General features: G+C 30.0%; 16 protein-coding genes. 7 read left to right on the top strand and 9 right to left on the bottom strand.

Annotated elements, in window-relative coordinates:
• The first annotated feature begins 1 nt into the window (after position 1).
• On the top strand, positions 2-2,395 hold the full coding sequence (locus D6200_RS05405; RefSeq protein WP_073183212.1) for a YfhO family protein: 2,394 nt from the start codon (positions 2-4) through the stop codon (positions 2,393-2,395).
• On the opposite strand, the gene D6200_RS05400 is transcribed toward D6200_RS05405, so the two are convergent.
• The gene (locus D6200_RS05400; protein WP_073183210.1) at positions 2,392-4,080 is read right to left on the bottom strand and encodes a helix-turn-helix domain-containing protein; all 1,689 of its coding nucleotides are present in this window, start codon (positions 4,078-4,080) and stop codon (positions 2,392-2,394) included. The genes D6200_RS05405 and D6200_RS05400 overlap by 4 nt on opposite strands.
• Before the next feature lie 315 nt (positions 4,081-4,395).
• Here D6200_RS05400 and D6200_RS05395 point away from each other — a divergent pair, with 315 nt between their 5' ends.
• The 5 genes from D6200_RS05395 to D6200_RS05375 are packed head-to-tail and all read left to right on the top strand — an operon-like array spanning position 4,396 to position 9,961.
• Positions 4,396-4,923, top strand: a complete 528-nt coding sequence (locus D6200_RS05395) for a methyltransferase domain-containing protein (RefSeq protein ID WP_047789658.1) — start codon at positions 4,396-4,398, stop codon at positions 4,921-4,923.
• Positions 4,920-6,095: a glycosyltransferase family 4 protein gene (locus D6200_RS05390; RefSeq protein ID WP_073183207.1), complete on the top strand. Its 1,176-nt coding sequence runs from the start codon at positions 4,920-4,922 to the stop codon at positions 6,093-6,095. Before D6200_RS05395 ends, D6200_RS05390 begins: the two co-directional genes overlap by 4 nt.
• Positions 6,092-7,372 carry a glycosyltransferase gene (locus D6200_RS05385; protein WP_047789660.1) on the top strand — a complete coding sequence of 427 codons (1,281 nt, stop codon included), beginning with the start codon at positions 6,092-6,094 and terminating at the stop codon, positions 7,370-7,372. The genes D6200_RS05390 and D6200_RS05385 overlap by 4 nt, the downstream gene beginning before the upstream one ends.
• Positions 7,369-8,454, top strand: a complete 1,086-nt coding sequence (gene wecB, locus D6200_RS05380; protein WP_073183205.1) for a non-hydrolyzing UDP-N-acetylglucosamine 2-epimerase — start codon at positions 7,369-7,371, stop codon at positions 8,452-8,454. Before D6200_RS05385 ends, wecB begins: the two co-directional genes overlap by 4 nt.
• A gap of 1 nt (position 8,455) precedes the next feature.
• Positions 8,456-9,961 (top strand): lipopolysaccharide biosynthesis protein, encoded by a 1,506-nt coding sequence (locus tag D6200_RS05375; RefSeq protein WP_073183202.1) that lies wholly within the window; start codon positions 8,456-8,458, stop codon positions 9,959-9,961.
• Positions 9,962-10,123: 162 nt separating this feature from the next.
• On the opposite strand, the gene D6200_RS05370 is transcribed toward D6200_RS05375, so the two are convergent.
• The 8 genes from D6200_RS05370 to D6200_RS05335 all read right to left on the bottom strand — a co-directional run bounded on the left by D6200_RS05370 (position 10,124) and on the right by D6200_RS05335 (position 17,634).
• Positions 10,124-10,744: a WbqC family protein gene (locus D6200_RS05370; RefSeq protein WP_073183200.1), complete on the bottom strand. Its 621-nt coding sequence runs from the start codon at positions 10,742-10,744 to the stop codon at positions 10,124-10,126.
• The gene (gene lepB / locus D6200_RS05365; protein WP_073183198.1) at positions 10,744-12,327 is read right to left on the bottom strand and encodes a signal peptidase I; all 1,584 of its coding nucleotides are present in this window, start codon (positions 12,325-12,327) and stop codon (positions 10,744-10,746) included. Before lepB ends, D6200_RS05370 begins: the two co-directional genes overlap by 1 nt.
• Before the next feature lie 78 nt (positions 12,328-12,405).
• The gene (dapB, locus tag D6200_RS05360) at positions 12,406-13,107 is read right to left on the bottom strand and encodes a 4-hydroxy-tetrahydrodipicolinate reductase (RefSeq protein WP_073183195.1); all 702 of its coding nucleotides are present in this window, start codon (positions 13,105-13,107) and stop codon (positions 12,406-12,408) included.
• Position 13,108: 1 nt separating this feature from the next.
• Positions 13,109-13,687, bottom strand: coding sequence for a DUF5683 domain-containing protein (locus D6200_RS05355; protein WP_073183192.1), 579 nt, complete (start codon positions 13,685-13,687; stop codon positions 13,109-13,111).
• Positions 13,688-14,575 carry a ParB/RepB/Spo0J family partition protein gene (locus D6200_RS05350; protein WP_047789667.1) on the bottom strand — a complete coding sequence of 296 codons (888 nt, stop codon included), beginning with the start codon at positions 14,573-14,575 and terminating at the stop codon, positions 13,688-13,690.
• 9 nt (positions 14,576-14,584) lie between these two features.
• Positions 14,585-15,349 (bottom strand): ParA family protein, encoded by a 765-nt coding sequence (locus tag D6200_RS05345; RefSeq protein ID WP_047789668.1) that lies wholly within the window; start codon positions 15,347-15,349, stop codon positions 14,585-14,587.
• 136 nt (positions 15,350-15,485) lie between these two features.
• Positions 15,486-16,604: a DNA polymerase III subunit beta gene (dnaN, locus tag D6200_RS05340; RefSeq protein ID WP_047789669.1), complete on the bottom strand. Its 1,119-nt coding sequence runs from the start codon at positions 16,602-16,604 to the stop codon at positions 15,486-15,488.
• Between the two features lie 85 nt (positions 16,605-16,689).
• Positions 16,690-17,634, bottom strand: a complete 945-nt coding sequence (locus tag D6200_RS05335; RefSeq protein WP_073183189.1) for a lipid A deacylase LpxR family protein — start codon at positions 17,632-17,634, stop codon at positions 16,690-16,692.
• 68 nt (positions 17,635-17,702) lie between these two features.
• Between D6200_RS05335 and ppk2 the strand changes: the two genes are divergently transcribed.
• Positions 17,703-18,560 (top strand): polyphosphate kinase 2, encoded by an 858-nt coding sequence (gene ppk2 / locus D6200_RS05330; RefSeq protein WP_047789745.1) that lies wholly within the window; start codon positions 17,703-17,705, stop codon positions 18,558-18,560.
• Position 18,561: the final 1 nt, after the last annotated feature.

Raw genomic sequence — 18,561 nt, 5'->3', positions numbered from 1 at the left:
CATGAACTTAAAGAAATTTTTACCGTTTGCAATAGCAATTATTGTTTTTGCAATAGCATCTGTATTGTATTTTAACCCGGTTTTAAGCGGAAAACAAATTAAACAAAGTGACATTACTCAGTTTATAGGAATGTCAAAAGATGTAAAAGAATATAGAGCTGAAAAAGGAGAAGAGCCTTATTGGTTAGATAATGCTTTTAGTGGAATGCCAGCATATCAGGTAAGTGCTTATTATCCGAATGACTTTGTACGTTATGTTGATAAAGTTATTCGCTTTTTACCTAGACCTGCGGATTATCTTTTCTTATATTTTTTAAGTTTTTTCTTATTATTAACTGCCTTAAAAGTAGATTGGAAGCTGGCTATTTTAGGAAGTTTGTCCTTTGGGTTTTCTACCTATCTGATAATTATTTTTGGAGCAGGACACAATGCGAAAGCACATGCTATAGGCTATATGCCAATGGTGATTGCAGGAGTAATTTATATTTTTAGAAAACGATATTTACTTGGGTTTATTTTAACGGCTTTAGCAATGGCTTTAGAAGTTTATTCAAATCATCCACAGATGACTTATTATTTAGGATTTTGTTTGTTGATTTTGGTAATTGTTGAAGGTGTTGAAGCTTTTAAATCGAGAACATTACCTGTGTTTTTTAAACAATCAGCTATTTTGGTTGCAGCAATGTTAATTGGTATTGGAGCTAATTCTACCAGACTGTTAGCAATGAAAGAGTATGCTGATTATAGTACGAGAGGAAAATCAGAACTAACAATTAACCCTGATGGAACATCAAAAGAAAAGTCTACTGGGTTAGATAAGGAGTATATAACTGAATATAGCTATGGAATAGCCGAAACATTTAACTTGATGATTCCTCGTTTTATGGGAGGAGGAACAGTTGAAGAGTTAGGAGAAGACTCAAACTTTTATCAAGTTTTAGAGCAAAATGCTGGTAAAAGTGTAGCAAAAGAGTATTCTAGTCAAGTGTTGACTTATTGGGGGAAACAACCTATTGTTGAAGCACCAGCTTATATTGGTGCGATAGTTTTTTTCTTATTCTTTTTAGGAATTTTTCTAGTAAAAGGACGATTAAAATATTGGCTGGTTGCAGCTACCATTTTTTCGATCGTATTAAGTTGGGGTAAAAACTTTTCTATAATAACTGATTTCTTTATTGACTATATACCTTTATATAATAAATTTAGAGCAGTATCGTCTATTCAAGTAATAGCAGAATTATGTGTTCCTTTGTTAGGAATTCTGGCATTAAAAGAATTTTTCTCTTCTGAGAATTCTTCCGAAGAAAAAGAAAATGCAGTAAAGAAAGCTTTTTACATTGTTGGAGGAATTTCTTTGCTATTCTTACTGTTTGGATCTAGTTTGTTCGCTTTTGAAGGATTACGTGATGCACAATATCAGCAACTTCCAGAGTTAATTGATGCTTTAGTTGCAGATAGAAAATCAATGTTATTTAACGATAGTTTACGTTCTCTTTTATTGGTTTTAGTTGTTGCAGGAATGTTGTGGTTTTATTTGAAAGGAAAATTGAAGCAAGTACCTATGTTAATTGTATTGGGAGGATTGATAATTTTTGATTTGGTCTCAATAGATGCTAACTATGTTAATAAGGAAGATTTTACTTCAGCTAGAAGAGTACAAAAACCATTTACAGCAACAAAAGCTGATACAGAAATTTTAAAAGATAAAGGGCATTACAGAGTTGTTAATTTTAGCGTAAGTCCTATGCAAGATGGTAGAACTTCTTATTTCCACAATTCGATAGGAGGATACCATGCTGCCAAAATGAAACGTTATCAAGAGTTGTTTGATTATCAGATAGCTAAAAATAATATGGAGGTATTAAATATGTTAAACACGAAGTATTTTATTGTTAGTGAAGAACAATTTCAGGAAAACCCAGAAGCGAATGGAAATGCATGGTTTGTTAATTCACTGAAAAAAGTATCTTCAGCAAATGAAGAAATTATAGCGTTAGATAGTTTGAATACTAAATCAGAAGCAGTTATTAACTCAAGCGAGTTTAATGTAAAAGCCGATGTGTTTCAAAAAGATTCTATTGCTACGATTAATCTTGTGAAGAAAGATCTTACTGAATTGATATACGAAGCAAGTACAACTTCAGAACAATTTGCTGTATTTTCTGAAATCTATTACAAAGATGGATGGAACGCTTATATTGATGGGGAAAGTGTGCCATATTATAGAGTAAACTATGTTTTAAGAGGAATAGAAGTTCCTGCAGGAAAACATAAAATAACTTTTAAATATGAGCCTTCAGTAATTAAAACAGGAAGTTCATTGTCTTTAATTTGTTATGCTTTACTCCTTATAATACCTATTGGTTGGTTTGTTATAAAAAAGAAGAAGAACTAATTTTCAAGGTCTTTTAAAAATACAGAAGGGGTTACACCAATATGTTTTTTAAACGCTCTTGTAAAAGCAGATGCGTTGGTGTAACCTATTTCTTCAGCAATGGCTTGAATGGAATATTTTCTAAAGATTTTGTCTGTCTTTAATTTATGTACTACATAGTTAATTTTAAGCTTAGTACAGTATTGTTTAAAAGACTCTTCGTAATACTTATTAAAAACAAAAGAAATATAAGTAGTATTGGTATTTAATTTTTCAGCAATGTAGTTAACTGAAAAATCAGGTTTTAAAAAATCTAAACTATTAGCAATATTCCTAAATTCATTAAGAATTTTAGCTTCTAAGATTTCATCAATATTGTATTCTTTTTTTTCTATTTCTGTCGTTTTATTATTGCTTATTACAGATATAAGTTTCTTCTTCTTATCTTTTTCTTTTCTAAATAAATAAAAAGTAATAACGAAAAAAGTTAATAATAAAATAATAAAAGAAATAATGAGGTTACGCTGTTTTTCTGCTTCTCTTTGTTCTATAGTTTTTTTAAGCTTTTGAGCTTGAGCAAAATTATTGTTGTAAAAAAGATTGAAAGTTTTGTCTTTAGTATCTTTTGTTAAATGATGTTGTTCTAAAGTAAGTTTAGAATACTTGTAAGCGCTATCCAGTTTATTTAAATTATTATATTCTTTTGAGAGAATGTCGTAAATAGTAATAAGTTTACTCCTTTCACATTTTTTATAATTCATTAATAATTTATTAGAATGGTAAATAGCGGAATCAGAATTTTTTAAGTTGTGAAAACAAATGGCTTTTAGGTAATATTCTTTGTTAAAATAAGAATAACCATTACTTATATTTTTATAATTATTAATTAAATCAATAGCTTTAGAAAATTCTTTTTTAGCCATTAAAACTTTAGTTTTTCTTAAGTAATAATATATTTTAGAGTCTTTATGTTGAGGAGTAAATTGTTGTGTTAATTTATAAGCTTTGTCAAAGTAATAGTCAGCAGAATCCAGGAGAATGGTATTTGGGTTTTTATTGTTAATTAAAATATATGTGTTTCCAAGGCAATTAAAAGAGTTAGCTTTCCATTGAAGAAAAAAATTGTTTTTTTGAAAATCTTTAAGAACAGTTTTTTTTGATTCCGAAATAGCTTTTAGTAGTATACTTTTAGCTTTTTCTTGCATGTTAAGTTTATTTTTTATTACAGCTTTACTAAGAACAAGTCCCAATTTATTTCTAATCCATTTTTGATCTTTTATAGGATGATTAATTATTTCTTTTTCATACTTAATAAGTATAGAGTAAGCTTCTTCGTACTTTTCTTGATTTTTTTTTATCCAAAAAAGCCTATTTAAAGAAGCAATTTTTCTATCAATAAGGCAAGTCAAGTTATTATTTTGGAGTAAAGAATCAATTTGTGTTATTACCTTATTAGAAGAAGTTGCAGCTTCATCGTATCTTTTTAATCTATAAAGTCCATAAATTTTATCAGTAGCAGCTTCTATTTTTGTACAAATATTGTTAGAATTTTCTAACTTATCACAATAAAAGAACAAGCTATCAGTATTAATGTTTTTATAAAAGTCAATCTTACTTCGGTTTATAGAATCTAAATATATTGTTTGTGATACTGTATTTAATGAAAAAAATAAAGTAATTAATGTTATAAGTATAAACCTAATCATTAGAATAGTTTAAGTAATTAAGAATTCTTTTTCTCAAATAACCTCATAAAAAGCTCTCAAATATACATTAATTTAACTGTGCTTTTTATAAAATACGGGATATAATATTTTATTTTTAAATAAAACAATAATATGTTTGCATTAAACAAAACGTACTAGATAAGTACAAGTTGCTATGGAAAATTAATATTTTATAAAAGCGAAAGATTAATCTTTCGCTTTTATGTTTTTTGTATAATATTTAATTAAACTCAATTAAAAGGTTTATTACACGAAATGATAAAATAGTAATACATTTGTGTTAAAATAAATTTCATGTATTTTAAACTACCAAAGAAAAGATATAACCATACACTTCAGTTTTTACAAAAACATCTTACAGCTCCTGCTACAATACTAGATTTAGGAGTGCGTAACCCGTTTTCTGAAATTATGGAAGAAAATGGATATACAGTTTATAATACAAATGGGGAAGATTTAGATTTATTACCCCAAATTGTAAAAGATTATAATGTAGATGCAGTAACGGCTTTTGAGATTTTTGAACATTTATTAGCACCATTTAACGTGTTAAGAGAAATTGAAGCACAAAAAATAATAACCACTGTTCCTTTAAAGTTATGGTTTGCAAGTGCGTACAGAAGCAAAACAGATATGTGGGACAGACATTATCATGAGTTTGAAGACTGGCAGTATGATTGGTTATTAGAAAAATCAGGTTGGAATATTGTTGATACTGAAAAATGGACAAGTCCAATAAACAAGTTGGGTATAAGACCTGTTTTAAGAAAATATACACCTAGATATTATGCTGTATATGCTGAGAAAGAGAGAAAGGGATGAAGATAGGAATGGTTTTAGATAAGACGTTTCCTCCTGACCCTAGAGTACATAATGAAGCAATAGAATTAATAAAATCTGGACATGAGGTTTTTTTATTTTGTTTAACTTATGGTAATGAGCCAACATCAGAACTTGTAGGTAAAATAAAAGTAAAAAGATATGAGTCAAATAAGTTAGAGTATAAGTTATCTGCTTTGGCTTATACTATCCCATTATATTCTCTTTCACTAAAGAAAAAGATAATACATTTTCTTAATAAATATGATATAGAGGCTATTCATATACATGATATGGTTGTAGCTGAAGCTGTAATGTTAGCCAATAAAAAGAAGCAGCTCCCGGTTGTATTAGATTTACATGAAAATAGGCCTGAGATAATGAGGTTTTATCCTCATTTAAAAAAGTTTCCGCAAAATATTTTAATATCAACAAACAAATGGAAGCAAAAAGAAGAAGAGCTTATTAAGAAAGCTAGTAAAGTAATAGTTGTTACTCAAGAAGCAAAAGAGGAAGTATATAAGAGAACAAAAATAAAATCTGATAAAGTTATTGTTGTTCCTAATACAGTAAGAAAATCATTTTTTGAAAAGCAAGATAATTTTGAAGAAAGCTCAAAAAGAGATACTTTTAACTTACTATATATAGGAGATACAGGAGAGAGAAGGGGAGTAGCTACAGCAATTAAAAGTTTACCAGCATTAAAAAAGGAAATAGAGAATATTCGATTAGTAATTGTAGGAAGTCTAAACACTAAATTAAAAAAGTTATCTGAAGAATTAAAAGTTGAAGAACAAGTATGTTTTGAAGGGTGGCAAGAAGAAACTACATTTCCTAAGTATATAAAACAGAGTAATGTTTGTTTGTCTCCTTTACACAGAAATTTACATCACGACACTACACATGCTAATAAATTATTCCAGTACATGAGTTTAAGGAAACCTTTGTTGGTAAGCGATGCAACAGCTCAAAAAAACATAGTAGAAAAAGTAAATGCCGGATTGATACATGAAGCAAAAAATGTAGAAGATTTTACTGATAAAGTACTGAGGTTATATAAAGATGAGCTGCTGAGAAAAGAATTAGGAAAAAACGGAGAAGCTTTTATTCGAAATGAATTTACATGGGATAAAACCTCAAAAGAATTAATAAACCTATACAATAGTTTAATTTGAAAGTATTAATAATTACATACTATTGGGTGCCGGCAGGAGGTTCAGGTATACAAAGATGGTTGAAGTTTGTAAAATATTTGCGAAATTTTAATATTGAACCAATAGTTTACACAGTTGAAGATGCTAAATATCCGATAGTTGATACAACATTAAAAAAAGATCTTCCTGAAAATTTAACGGTTTTAAGAAACTCAATTTGGGAACCTAATGACTTGTTATCTGTTTTCAAGAAAAAAGAAACGAAAACAAGTGCTGGTTTTTTAGATCCTAATCCAAGTTTAATAGGTCAGGTAATGCAATATGTTCGAGCTAATTATTTCATTCCTGATGCAAGAAGGTTTTGGGTAAAGCCTTCAGTTAATAAGCTAAAAAAATATTTAAAAGAAAATACTATTGATGTTATTATAACTACTGGACCACCACATAGCTTGCATTTAATCGGATTAAAGCTTAAAAAAGAATTAGGATTGAAGTGGGTAGCAGACTTCCGTGACCCTTGGACAGATATTGATTATTTTCATCAATTACCACTCACGCAAAAATCAAAAGCAACACATCATCAATTGGAACAGGAAGTGTTAAGATATGCCAATGCGGTATTAGTTGTAGGTAAAACTATGAAAAAGAATTATGAAAAATTTTCTAATAATATTCATGTTATTACTAATGGTTTTGATGCAGAAGAAAGTAGAGAAACAAATGTAATACTAGATAAAAAGTTTTCAATTACGCATATAGGTTTGATGAATGATGATAGGAATCCTGAAGTTTTATGGAAAGCATTATCAGAGTTATGTAAAGAAGATAAGGAGTTTACAGAAGATTTAGAAATTAAACTAATAGGGAAAATAGCGAAAGGAGTTAAAAAATCTTTAGAAACACATCAATTTAAAAATATTACAAAAATTACTTATCTACCTCATAAAAAAGCACAACAACAACAACAAACATCACAAGTTTTATTGTTAGCAGTAAATAAAGTACCAAGTGCTAAAGGAATTATTACAGGTAAAATATTTGAATATTTACAAGCAAAACGCCCTATCTTAGCAGTGGGTCCAGAAGATGGTGATTTAGCAGAAATACTTGCTAAAACTAACTCAGGAACTATTGTTGGTTTTGATGATGTAGTAAAAATGAAAAAAGAAATTAAACTTCTTTATAATCAATATAAGAAAGGGATTTTAGAGGTTAATTCTAAAAACATAGAGCAATATCATCGGAAAAAGTTAACAGAGAAATTATCTATAGTATTAAAAAAAGTCGTTAATTCTTGAAAAAAATAATAACCATATTAGGAGCACGTCCACAGTTTGTAAAAGGAGCTGTATTAAGTAGAGTGATTCAAAAGCATAATGAAGTAGAAGAAATAATAGTGCATACAGGGCAACATTTTGATGCTAACATGAGTGCTGTTTTTTTTGAAGAAATGCAAATACCTAACCCCAAATATAATTTAAATATCAATGGTTTAAGTCATGGTGCTATGACGGGGCAAATGTTAGAAAAAATAGAAGAAATTTTAGTATTAGAAAAGCCAGATGCAGTTGTTGTATATGGAGATACAAATTCGACGTTAGCAGGAGCTTTAGCAGCTAAAAAACTACATATAAAAGTAGTACATATTGAAGCGGGCTTGCGTTCATTCAATATGCAAATGCCTGAAGAAATAAATCGTATTTTAACAGATAGAATAGGAAACCTACTAAGTTGTCCAACAGATACTGCTGTATTAAACCTGAGAAATGAAGGTTTTGATAGTTTTGATATTTTGATAGAAAAGCATGGTGATATCATGAAAGATGCTGTAGAGTTTTATAATCAAGTTTCCGAAGAGAAGTCAACTATTATTAAAGACTTAGGTTTAGAGAAAAAAGAGTTTGTGTTAGCAACAATTCATCGTCAAGAAAATACTGATGAAAAAGAGAGATTAGCTAATATTTTTGAAGCTCTTGAAAAAATTAATGCTTCTAAAAAAGTAGTATTGCCATTGCATCCAAGGACAAAAAAAATGTTAGAAAAGTACAAATTAAAGTCTAATATAACCTTTATTGAACCTGTAGGGTATTTTTCTATGTTAGAGTTATTAAAAAATTGTGCTCTTGTTATAACTGATAGTGGAGGTTTACAAAAAGAGGCTTTCTTTAATAAGAAGTTTTGTATTATAGCAAGAGAAGAAACAGAATGGAAAGAGTTAGTAAGTAATGGTTATGGAGCTATAACAGGAGCTAATTCAGGAAAAATAATTAATTATTTTCAACAGTTTTTAGCTACATCAAAAGATTTTAAAGAGCCATTATATGGAGATAATGTTGGAGAAAAAATATATCAATCAATATTAAAATTAATAAAAGAATAAATTGGGAATTGTATTTAAACAATCGTTCAGGAATACTCTAATAATATATTTAGGATTTTTGATTGGAGGTATTAATACCTTGGTGTTATATACACGATTTTTAGGAGATGAATATTATGGATTAGCAACCTATGTTTTTTCGGCTTCAAACTTAATTATGCCTGTTACAGCCTTTGGAGTTCACTTTACAATTATCAAGTTTTTTTCTGGATATACTTCAAAAGTAGAAAAAGATAAATTTTTAAGCTCTATAATTTTTTTACCATTATTTATAGCGATTCCAATAGGATATTTTTGGAGTTTATTTCATAATTGGATTATGAGTTATGTGGTAGAAAATGGAAGTGGAGGCAACCTCATAATTGAAGATTATACTATTTATATTTATATTATCGCTGTAGCTTGTGCTTATTTTGAAGTGTTTTATTCTTGGGCAAGAGTACAAATGCAATCGGTTTTTGGGAATATTTTAAAGGAATTATACAATAGAGTAGCTGTGATGGTTTTACTTTTTGCTGTGTATTTTAACTTTATAACAAAAGAAGAGTTTTTAGTATATATGTCAATAGCTTACATATTAAGAGTACTCTTAATGATGGGGTATGCTTTTCGTCTATATACACCAAAATTTACCTTCAGTTTACCAAACAACTTTAAAGAAGTTTTACGATATACTTTTTATATCATTTTAGCAGGTAGTGCAGGAGCTATTATCTTAGATATAGACAAAGTAATGATACCAGGGAAAGAAGGTTTTGCTACAGCTGCATATTATACGGTAGCTGTGTTTATAGGGTCATTTATAGAAGCACCAAGTAGGGCAATGGGGCAAATTTTACAGCCATTAACCTCTAAGGCTCTTAATGAAGATAACCCAAAAGAAACAGAAAGTTTATATAAGAAGAGTTCTATTAATTTATTGTTGATTGGCGGGCTGTTTTTTGTCTTAGTAAATTGTAATGTGGAGGAGTTATTCAGGTTGATGCCGAATAAAAATTATGGAAAAGAAGGAGTATTAGTAGTATTATTGATTTCGTCTGCAAAGTTATTTTTAATGTCATTAGGTAGTAATGGTGCTATTATAAGTAATTCTAAATTTTATCGTATTACGTTACCTGTAGGTTTAGGAATGGCCTTTTCTGTATATTTTTTAAATAGTTACTTTTTTAATGATTTAGAAATGGGAACAAAAGGGTTGGCACTAGCAACACTTATTACAGTTTTGGTGTTTAATACCTTTAAACTATGGTTTGTAAAAGAAAAGTTTAATATGACCCCTTTTACTAATAAAACATTTTTAATGATTCTTATTGTCTTAATTATGTTTTTAGGGTTTAACTTTTGGAATTTTTCAATACCTAAGTTTTATCTTTTTGACTTTCCAATTCACCCAATAGTAAACATTGTTTTAAAGAGTATATTAATTATAGTAATTTATGTCTTTGTCGTAGTAAAATTATCTATTTCTGAGCAGATTAACAATCTAGCCAAAAGGTATATAAAGTAAAAAGACCTGCACACAAAGGGAACAAGTCTTTTCTTAATAATAAGGGGGAAATGAAACATTAAAAAGGGGGAAATGCTTCGGTGGCAAATATATATAAAATAACTAAATAACCTCTTAGTTTATGTTAAAAAATAAAGAAATACTAAAATAGTATGAAGAAAGTTATTTTAGGCTTATATTAATTTTTTCTAAAAAACTAATAGTATTAGCACCTTCCATAAACAAAAGATCTAAAATAGATAAATTAGGTATAAATCCGTATTTATCATCAAACATTTGAATATAAGAATCCATTTTTATTTCAACTCCTTTTTTAGCAATAGCTAAAGCTCTATAATCAATGCTCTCAGGGGTTAGTTCGTAACTGGAAGTTTTGTTAAATTGCTGTTTAATTTGTAAAGCATCAGTTACAAATAAATGAGTATCAATATTCAAGTCTTGTAAAAACGTGTACTTTTTATTGAAAATAGCTTGTAAATCATCTTCAAAAAATTCAAAAAATGGAGAAGAACGATAAGCTGATTGTAATGACTTAAAATGTTGTTGTTGCCAGGGGAAGTCATTTTCTACTAAGGTGTCTTTGGTCTTTTTTCTACCTTCTTTTGTTTTATGTTTAACAGGAATATTAAGAGCTAATTTACCATTGGCTCCATAAATATAACAGCGATTACGATAGGTTTGCTTTTGATAATTATCTTCTATTTCAAAAGTAATAGCATCCGATTGATAGATTGCTGCATACTGTGAAATAGGAGCAAAATAAGTTGGAATAAAAAGTGACATTATGCTTTTTTCTTTTTACTTTTTCTAAAACTGTACACGATATAACCTCCAATCAACAATAAAACCAACCAAAGGTAAGAAACAGGTTTACCACTTCCTCCAACAGTTGTAAACATTCTGTCCCAACGAATAGAATTTAACTTAGCAATAAAACTAGGTGCATTAGCATCCCAACTTAACCAAATCATAACAGGTTTACCAACTACGTGGTCAAAAGGCACATACCCCCAATTTCTAGCGTCTAACGAACGTTGACGATTGTCTCCCATCATCCAGTAGTAATCTTGCTTAAAAGTATATTCTTTTGCTTTCTCACCATTGATATAAATATCGTCTCCAAAAATTGTTAAATTGTTATTCTCATATCTACGAATAATCTGCTCATAAAAAGGAATTGTTTTAGAATTTAATTTAACAGTAGCTCCTTTTTTAGGAATATATATTGGTCCAAAATTATCCGAAGACCAAGCATATCTTGGGTCATGAGGAAAAACTGATTTGTCATAAGCTCCTTTTGGAGTTAAGTGTTTTTTAATACTTTCTACAATAGGGTTTTTAGCTATTAAAGCAGCTTCTTCATCTGTTAAGTTTAAAGCATATTTACCATCAGGCATTACTTGTCCTTCTCTAATATTATATCTAGAAAGGGCTCCTTGGCTAAACTTTTCTCCGTTGGTATCAACTATAAAATGCCATTGTGGTTTCGCTCTATCTGGTAAAACAGTTTTCTTTCCATTAATAAAAACATAACCATCACGTACTTCTAAGCTATCTCCAGGAATTCCTACAGCACGTTTTACGTAGTTCGTACGCTTATCAATTGGTTTATAGGTAAAGTTACCAGAGTTATCTCCCCACATTGTGGCTAAAGAGTCTGAAGGCCAGCTAAAAACAACGATATCATTACGGTTAATTTTTTGAAAGCCAGGAACACGCATATAAGGTAAAGAAAGCTTGTTTAATAAACCTTCCTTGTTTTTATCATCAGATAAAAATGATTTTATACCCAATCCAGGAATAGTATCGTGTGCCATTGGTGCAGCAACGGTAGTCATTGGTACACGTGCACCGTAATGAAACTTACTTACAAATAAATAATCACCAACTAATAAGGTTTTCTCTAAAGATGAGGTAGGAATAGTGTATGGTTGCATAATATAAGTATGTACCAAAGTAGCAGCAATAATAGCAAAAGCAATAGAGCTAACCCATTCACCTAAAGGAGATCTTGGTTTTAAACTTCTGTTTTCAATATATTTTGCATCTGTAAAATAATTGATATAATAGATATATAGTCCTAAAGTTAGAATAGCTAAAATAGTATCAGGTCTTTTTTTAAAACCAAAACTTCTACAAGTTTCAACCCAAATAATAGGGAACATTAATAGGTTAACTATAGGAATAAACAATAAAATCACCCACCATTTTGGACGATTTATTATTTGCATCAATACAATAGCATTATAAACAGGTATAGCAGCTTCCCAAGCTTTTTTACCTGCTTTAGTATATAGCTTCCAAGTACCTAAAAAATGAACAACTTGTATGAATAAAAAGAATAAAAACCATTCAGTAAATGTCATAATCTATATATTTTGTAGTTCCATTAAGGAATAAAATTCAATTTTATTTGTGTGTTTTTTGAGCTGTTTGTTACGTTATTAACCTAAGTTTAACACATCTCGCATAGTAAAAACACCTGTTTTATTATTTAACCACTCAGCAGCAATTACAGCACCTAAAGCAAAACCTTGACGATTATGAGCTGTGTGTTTAATATCAATAGTATCTATTTCAGAATTATAAGTCACGGTGTGAGTACCTGGAACATTCGGAGTTCTGATAGCTTTAATAGGAATATTTTCTTCTGATGTTTTTTCGTCTAATTCCCAAGCTTTTTGGTTAGTATTTTCAATAACACCTTCTGCCAATGTAATTGCAGTACCGCTTGGAGCATCTAACTTTTTAGTATGATGAATCTCTTCAATAGAAACATTATATTGTTCTAAAGTATTCATCATTTTAGCAAGTTGTTTGTTTAGTTCAAAGAAAACATTAACCCCTAAACTAAAGTTAGAGGCATAAATAAAAGCACCGTTTTTTTCATTACATAAATCAACAATATCGTTGTACTTATCTAACCAGCCAGTAGTTCCAGAAATAACAGGTGTATTATTGTTAATACAATTGCTGATATTGTCGTATGCTGAAGAAGGAATGCTAAAGTCTATTGCTACATCAGCTTTTGTAATATCATACACTTCTTTTCCAGAAGTTTTTATAACGATTTGATGTCCTCTTTGTAAAGCAATTTTTTCAATTTCTTTACCCATTCTACCATAACCAAGTAAGGCTATTTTCATTTTAAAAAGAATATTTTAGTGTTAAACCAACTTTTGGGGCTTCAATAAATAAAGGATCAGGAGTTATTACTGGTTTTACAGATAAGCTATCGTCTGTGTCAAATTGTAATAAGTGTGCATTAACACTAGCTTCAACAATTTGCAAAACATATAAAAGTACACCAGTTAATAATGATAAATCTCTATTTTTTCGTAAAGTTTTTTGAGCAGATTCTAATCCAGGTGTTGAAATAAATGGGTTTCCGTCCTTACCATTGAATTCATCAGATAACCCTTGGTTTCTTAGCTTAAAAGCTGTTCGGTATCGATCATACTGATCACTATTATCAATATAAAAATATGCACTAGCACCTATTGCAGCCCATACTATTGGGGCTTTCCAATATTTTCCATTATAAATTTGCCCGCCTCCGGGGAAAATAGCTGAGTAAAAGGCAGCTTTTGAAGGTGACAAAGGATTGTATTTGTCACTTGTTAACTGAAGTTGTTTTGCCCTAACGGCAATAGAATCTTTTTGAGCAAAAGTATTTTGAAACAAAAAAAGACTAAAAAAAGCGAATATGATTATACGTACGTTCAATTACTTTAGTAAGTTTTTAATACGGTTAAAATCTTCTTCAGAATGAAAAGGAATAGAGATTTTACCTTTTCCACGATTGTTCACTGTAACGTCAATTTTATGTCCAAAATAGTCGCTAATATCCTTAACACTTTCAGAAATATAATTAGGTAAAGCTTTCTTTTTGGCTGTTTTAGCAACCTTACCAGCTTTTAGGTTCTTTACAAGTTCTTCAGTTTGACGTACTGATAGTTTATCACGAACAATTTTCTCATAAATGTTTAATTGATCAGAGTTACTATCAACATTGATCAATGCACGACCGTGTCCCATTGAAATAAAACCATCACGCATTCCTGTTTGAATAATAGGATCTAGCTTAAGTAAACGTAAGTAGTTAGTAACTGTAGAACGCTTTTTACCAACACGGGTACTTAGTTCTTCTTGAGTAAGTTGAATTTCATCAATTAAACGTTGATAAGAAAGAGCAACTTCAATTGGGTCTAAGTTTTTACGTTGAATATTTTCTACCAACGCCATTTCTAACATTTCCTGATCGTTTGCTAAACGAATGTAAGCAGGAACGGTTTTGTTTCCAATAAGTTTAGAAGCTCTAAAACGACGCTCTCCAGAAACTAATTGAAACTTATCGCTTGATAGTTTACGTACAGTAATAGGCTGAATTACTCCTAATTCTTTAATAGAACTAGCTAATTCGCGCAACGCTTCTTCATCAAAATAAGTCCTAGGTTGGTAAGGGTTTACATCTATTGAGTTGATATCAATTTCAATAATATTTCCAACTAACTTATCTGCATTTTTATCTTCTGCCGAATTTACTTCTGCAGTTTCCTTTAATAATGCTGATAAACCTCTACCTAAAGCTTGTTTTTTTGTTGCTTTTGCCATTTACAGTAATTATGCGTTTTTAGTTAAAATTTCGTTCGCCAAATTTAAGTAATTTACGGCACCTTTACTCGTTGCATCGTATGAAATTATACTTTCTCCATAACTTGGTGCTTCACTTAAGCGGATATTTCTGTGTACTATTGTTTCAAAAACCATAGAACTGAAGTGTTTGCGTACTTCATCTACCACTTGGTTTGACAAGCGTAAACGAGAATCGAACATAGTTAATAACAAGCCTTCTATTTCTAGCTCTTGATTGTGTATTTTTTGAACACTCTTAATTGTGTTTAATAATTTTCCTAAACCTTCTAAAGCAAAATATTCACATTGAATAGGGATAACAACAGAGTCGGCAGCTACTAGAGAGTTTAAAGTTATTAACCCTAGAGATGGAGCACAATCAATTAAAATAAAATCGTAATCATCTTTAATATCTTCTAACGCTTTTTTTAACATGTACTCGCGTTGTTGCTTGTCTACCAATTCAATTTCAATAGCAACTAAATCAATATGAGCAGGAATTAAGTCAACGTTTGGAGAGTCAGTTTTTAAAACAGTGTCTTTCGCAGAGATCGTGTGTTCTAAAACCTGATACGTTCCAATTTCTATACTTTCAACGTCTAAACCTAAACCAGAAGTAGCATTTGCTTGGGGGTCAGCATCAATTAACAACACTTTTTTTTCTAAAACACCTAAAGCCGCAGCTAAGTTTACAGATGTAGTAGTTTTACCTACGCCACCTTTTTGATTTGCAATTGCAATAATTCTACCCATTATAATTTATAAAGTTTGAAAGAGGTAAATTTACAATTATTTCTCATTTTTGAAAGAGAAAGATATTAAATAAAATTACAAAAGCCACAGAGTTTTGATTCTGTGGCTTTTGTAATTTTTATATGTGGAAAATTTATTACCCGTTTAACATTACTGGCATAACAAGCATAGTTACTAACTCGCCTTCTTCAGTACCGTCAATTGGAGTTAAAATTCCAGCTCTATTTGGTAAGCTCATTTCAATTAAAACGTCGTTAGAGTTTAAGTTGTTTAACATTTCGCTAAGAAAACGAGAGTTAAACCCAATCTGCATATCGTCACCTTGATAATCACAGTTTAATCGTTCGTCGGCTTTATTAGAATAGTCTAAATCTTCTGCAGAAATATTTAATTCAGTACCCGCCATTTTCAAACGAATTTGATGTGTTGTCTTACTAGAGAAAATAGATACACGACGTACAGAATTTAAGAAAGAAGCTCTGTCAACAGTTAATTTGTTTGGGTTTTCTTTTGGTATAACAGCTTCGTAGTTAGGGTATTTTCCATCAATTAATCGACAGATTAATACTACATTATCAAAAGTAAATTTGGCATTAGTATCATTATATTCAATAGTCACATTGTTTTCTGATCCCCCTAAAATTCCCTTTAATAAGTTTAAAGGTTTTTTAGGCATGATAAATTCGGCTGATTTATCAGCAGTAATATCGGTACGTGTATATTTAACTAATTTATGAGCATCAGTGGCTACAAAAGTTAATTCTTTTGAATTGAACTGAAAAAATACACCACTCATAACAGGACGTAAATCATCATTACCAGCCGCAAAAATAGTTTTAGAAATAGCTGTAGCTAAAATATGAGAAGGGATTTCAGTGCTGCTAGGAGAAGGTAATTCTACAGCTTTAGGGAACTCATCTCCACTAAAGTATGCCATGTCATATTTTCCTTGTTCCGAAATAATCTCAATAGTGTTATCTCCTTCAATCTTAAATGTAAGAGGTTGTTCAGGAAATGTTTTTAAAGTATCTAATAATAAACGAGCATTTATAGCAATCGCTCCAGTATCAGTACTTTCAACTTCAATAACTGATGACATGGTTGTCTCAAGGTCGGAAGCTGATATTTTTAATTCGTTTTCAGATAGTTCAAATAAAAAGTTATCTAAAATTGGTAACGTGTTATTGCTATTTATAACCCCACCTAAAACTTGTAGTTGTTTTAATAATTGTGAGCTAGATACGATAAATTTCATTTAGTAATTTTTCTATTTATTAGACTTACAAATATATCTTAATTTGATGATTTTAAAAATTATTTTTTCAAAGAGTGCAATACTCTTAATTAAATTGATAATTTAATTGTATTGTACCATAAAAATTTCCTTTAGGAACACGCGAACTTTTAAGTTTTTTTGTATGGTAGTTTATGGCATAACCAAAATTAAAACGATTACTTGTAAAACGAATTCCAAACTCCGTTGTAAATTTAAAAGGTTCTACATCAAACGTTACAGGGCTTTTTTTGTTTAAAAAGCTACCTTCAATAGTTGCGTCATAAGCAACATAATGGAGCATTGGTTTTAGGTATAAAAAAACTTCCGTCTTATTTTCGAAATTAGTGTTTTTATTGTTTAAGTTTCCATGAAAAGCAATAGAATTAATAATACTTTCTAGAGGCTTAAAGCCAATACGAGTAAATAAACCAGTTGATAAATCAGTATAAACAGTGCCTAACCTAGCAGAGTTTGTCCAGTTAAGGTCAAAAACATTGTCTTTAGTTATTTTTTTAATATAATCGACCTTTAGATTAAGAGCAAAAGCATCTTTTATTTGATAATCCCATCCAGTAGCTTCTTTAAAACCATACATTTTATGTATAATTCCTTGAAGTTCTTCACCAAAAGAATAAGATCCAATAGTTCCTATTTGTAAAGCTGTTTTGAGAATAGATTTATTAGCGTAAAATCGGTTAACCCCAAAACTACCGAATAAGTAGCTAGCAAAAGGACGATCATGTTCTTCAATAGTTTCAACAACAGCCTTATAAGGAGTGTACATATGGTGACCTAATTGGATTTCATATATTTTTTTATCAATATTTTCAGCTTGCTTTTTACTTAAGAAGCGGTATGTTAAAAAGGCTCCGTTTGTATAATATCGATCTTGATAGGTGGAAACATATAAGTCATTATCATTTAAAAAACTTAATTCTTTGTCATATTTACGTTGTGAGAATAGATAGAGAGTAAATAAGATAAATAAAAGTGACATGTTTTTTTTCATAGGTGTAAATATCGTATTATTTTAGCACAACCTTGGTTAAATTATTAACAAGAATAATTAATAAACATATGAAAGAAAAGCAAGTATTAACAATTGAAGATTTTGAAAGTGTTTCTACAAATGAAGAGTTGCTAGCAATTATAAAAAAAAAGGAAATTTCAATAACCAAGGTTCAGGTAAAGTTAAATTACGAAGAGGAACTGAAAAAACTACAGATAGAGTTAGTGAAACTTCAGCAATGGATTGCGCAAAATAAGAAGCGAGTGGCAGTTATCTTTGAAGGAAGAGATGCAGCAGGGAAAGGTGGGAGTATAAGACGTTTTATGGAGCATATGAATCCGCGTTCTACTCGTTTAGTAGCTTTGAATAAACCTACAGATGTAGAAAAGGGACAATGGTATTTTCAGCGTTATATTAAAGAATTACCAAATCCTGGGGAAATAGTTTTTTTTGATCGTAGTTGGTACAATAGAGCTGTAGTTGAGCCTGTAATGGGGTTTTGTACGGACGAGCAGTATAAGAATTTTTTGGTTCAAGTGCCTGAATTTGAACATATGTTATATGAAGATGGCGTTGTTGTGATAAAATTTTGGTTATCAATTTCAAAAGAAGAACAGTTACGTCGATTTAATTCTAGGAATAATAATCCTTTAAAGCGTTGGAAGTTCAGCCCTGTAGATAAAAGAGGACAAGAGTTATGGGATAAGTATAGTCATTATAAAAATGAAATGTTTAGTAAAACGCACACAGCTTATAGTCCTTGGATAGTAGTAAAGACAAATAACAAAAAAGAAGCTAGAGTTGAGTGTATGCGTCATGTATTGTCTCAATTTGATTATAAAGGAAAAGAAGAGGCGCAAACTATTTTAACACCAGATCCAAATATAGTAATGCGTTATTATCGTTCAGTAAAACATTTAGATTAAT

It is taken from the genome of Tenacibaculum mesophilum (assembly GCF_003867075.1).
Classification (GTDB): Bacteria; Bacteroidota; Bacteroidia; order Flavobacteriales; family Flavobacteriaceae; genus Polaribacter; species Polaribacter mesophilus.
The sequence above is the reverse complement of the archived record's forward strand: the minus strand, read 5'-3'. Positions and strand labels throughout refer to the sequence as shown.

Bases quoted from the DNA above. Each gene is read 5' to 3' on its own strand.
- lepB (WP_073183198.1), bottom strand. From the start codon at position 12,327: ATGACATTTACTGAATGGTTTTTATTCTTTTTATTCATACAAGTTGTT.
- D6200_RS05390 (WP_073183207.1), top strand. From the start codon at position 4,920: ATGAAGATAGGAATGGTTTTAGATAAGACGTTTCCTCCTGACCCTAGA.
- dnaN (WP_047789669.1), bottom strand. From the start codon at position 16,604: ATGAAATTTATCGTATCTAGCTCACAATTATTAAAACAACTACAAGTT.
- dapB (WP_073183195.1), bottom strand. From the start codon at position 13,107: ATGAAAATAGCCTTACTTGGTTATGGTAGAATGGGTAAAGAAATTGAA.
- ppk2 (WP_047789745.1), top strand. From the start codon at position 17,703: ATGAAAGAAAAGCAAGTATTAACAATTGAAGATTTTGAAAGTGTTTCT.
- D6200_RS05370 (WP_073183200.1), bottom strand. From the start codon at position 10,744: ATGTCACTTTTTATTCCAACTTATTTTGCTCCTATTTCACAGTATGCA.
- D6200_RS05335 (WP_073183189.1), bottom strand. From the start codon at position 17,634: ATGAAAAAAAACATGTCACTTTTATTTATCTTATTTACTCTCTATCTA.
- D6200_RS05350 (WP_047789667.1), bottom strand. From the start codon at position 14,575: ATGGCAAAAGCAACAAAAAAACAAGCTTTAGGTAGAGGTTTATCAGCA.
- D6200_RS05395 (WP_047789658.1), top strand. From the start codon at position 4,396: ATGTATTTTAAACTACCAAAGAAAAGATATAACCATACACTTCAGTTT.
- D6200_RS05400 (WP_073183210.1), bottom strand. From the start codon at position 4,080: ATGATTAGGTTTATACTTATAACATTAATTACTTTATTTTTTTCATTA.
- D6200_RS05405 (WP_073183212.1), top strand. From the start codon at position 2: ATGAACTTAAAGAAATTTTTACCGTTTGCAATAGCAATTATTGTTTTT.
- D6200_RS05345 (WP_047789668.1), bottom strand. From the start codon at position 15,349: ATGGGTAGAATTATTGCAATTGCAAATCAAAAAGGTGGCGTAGGTAAA.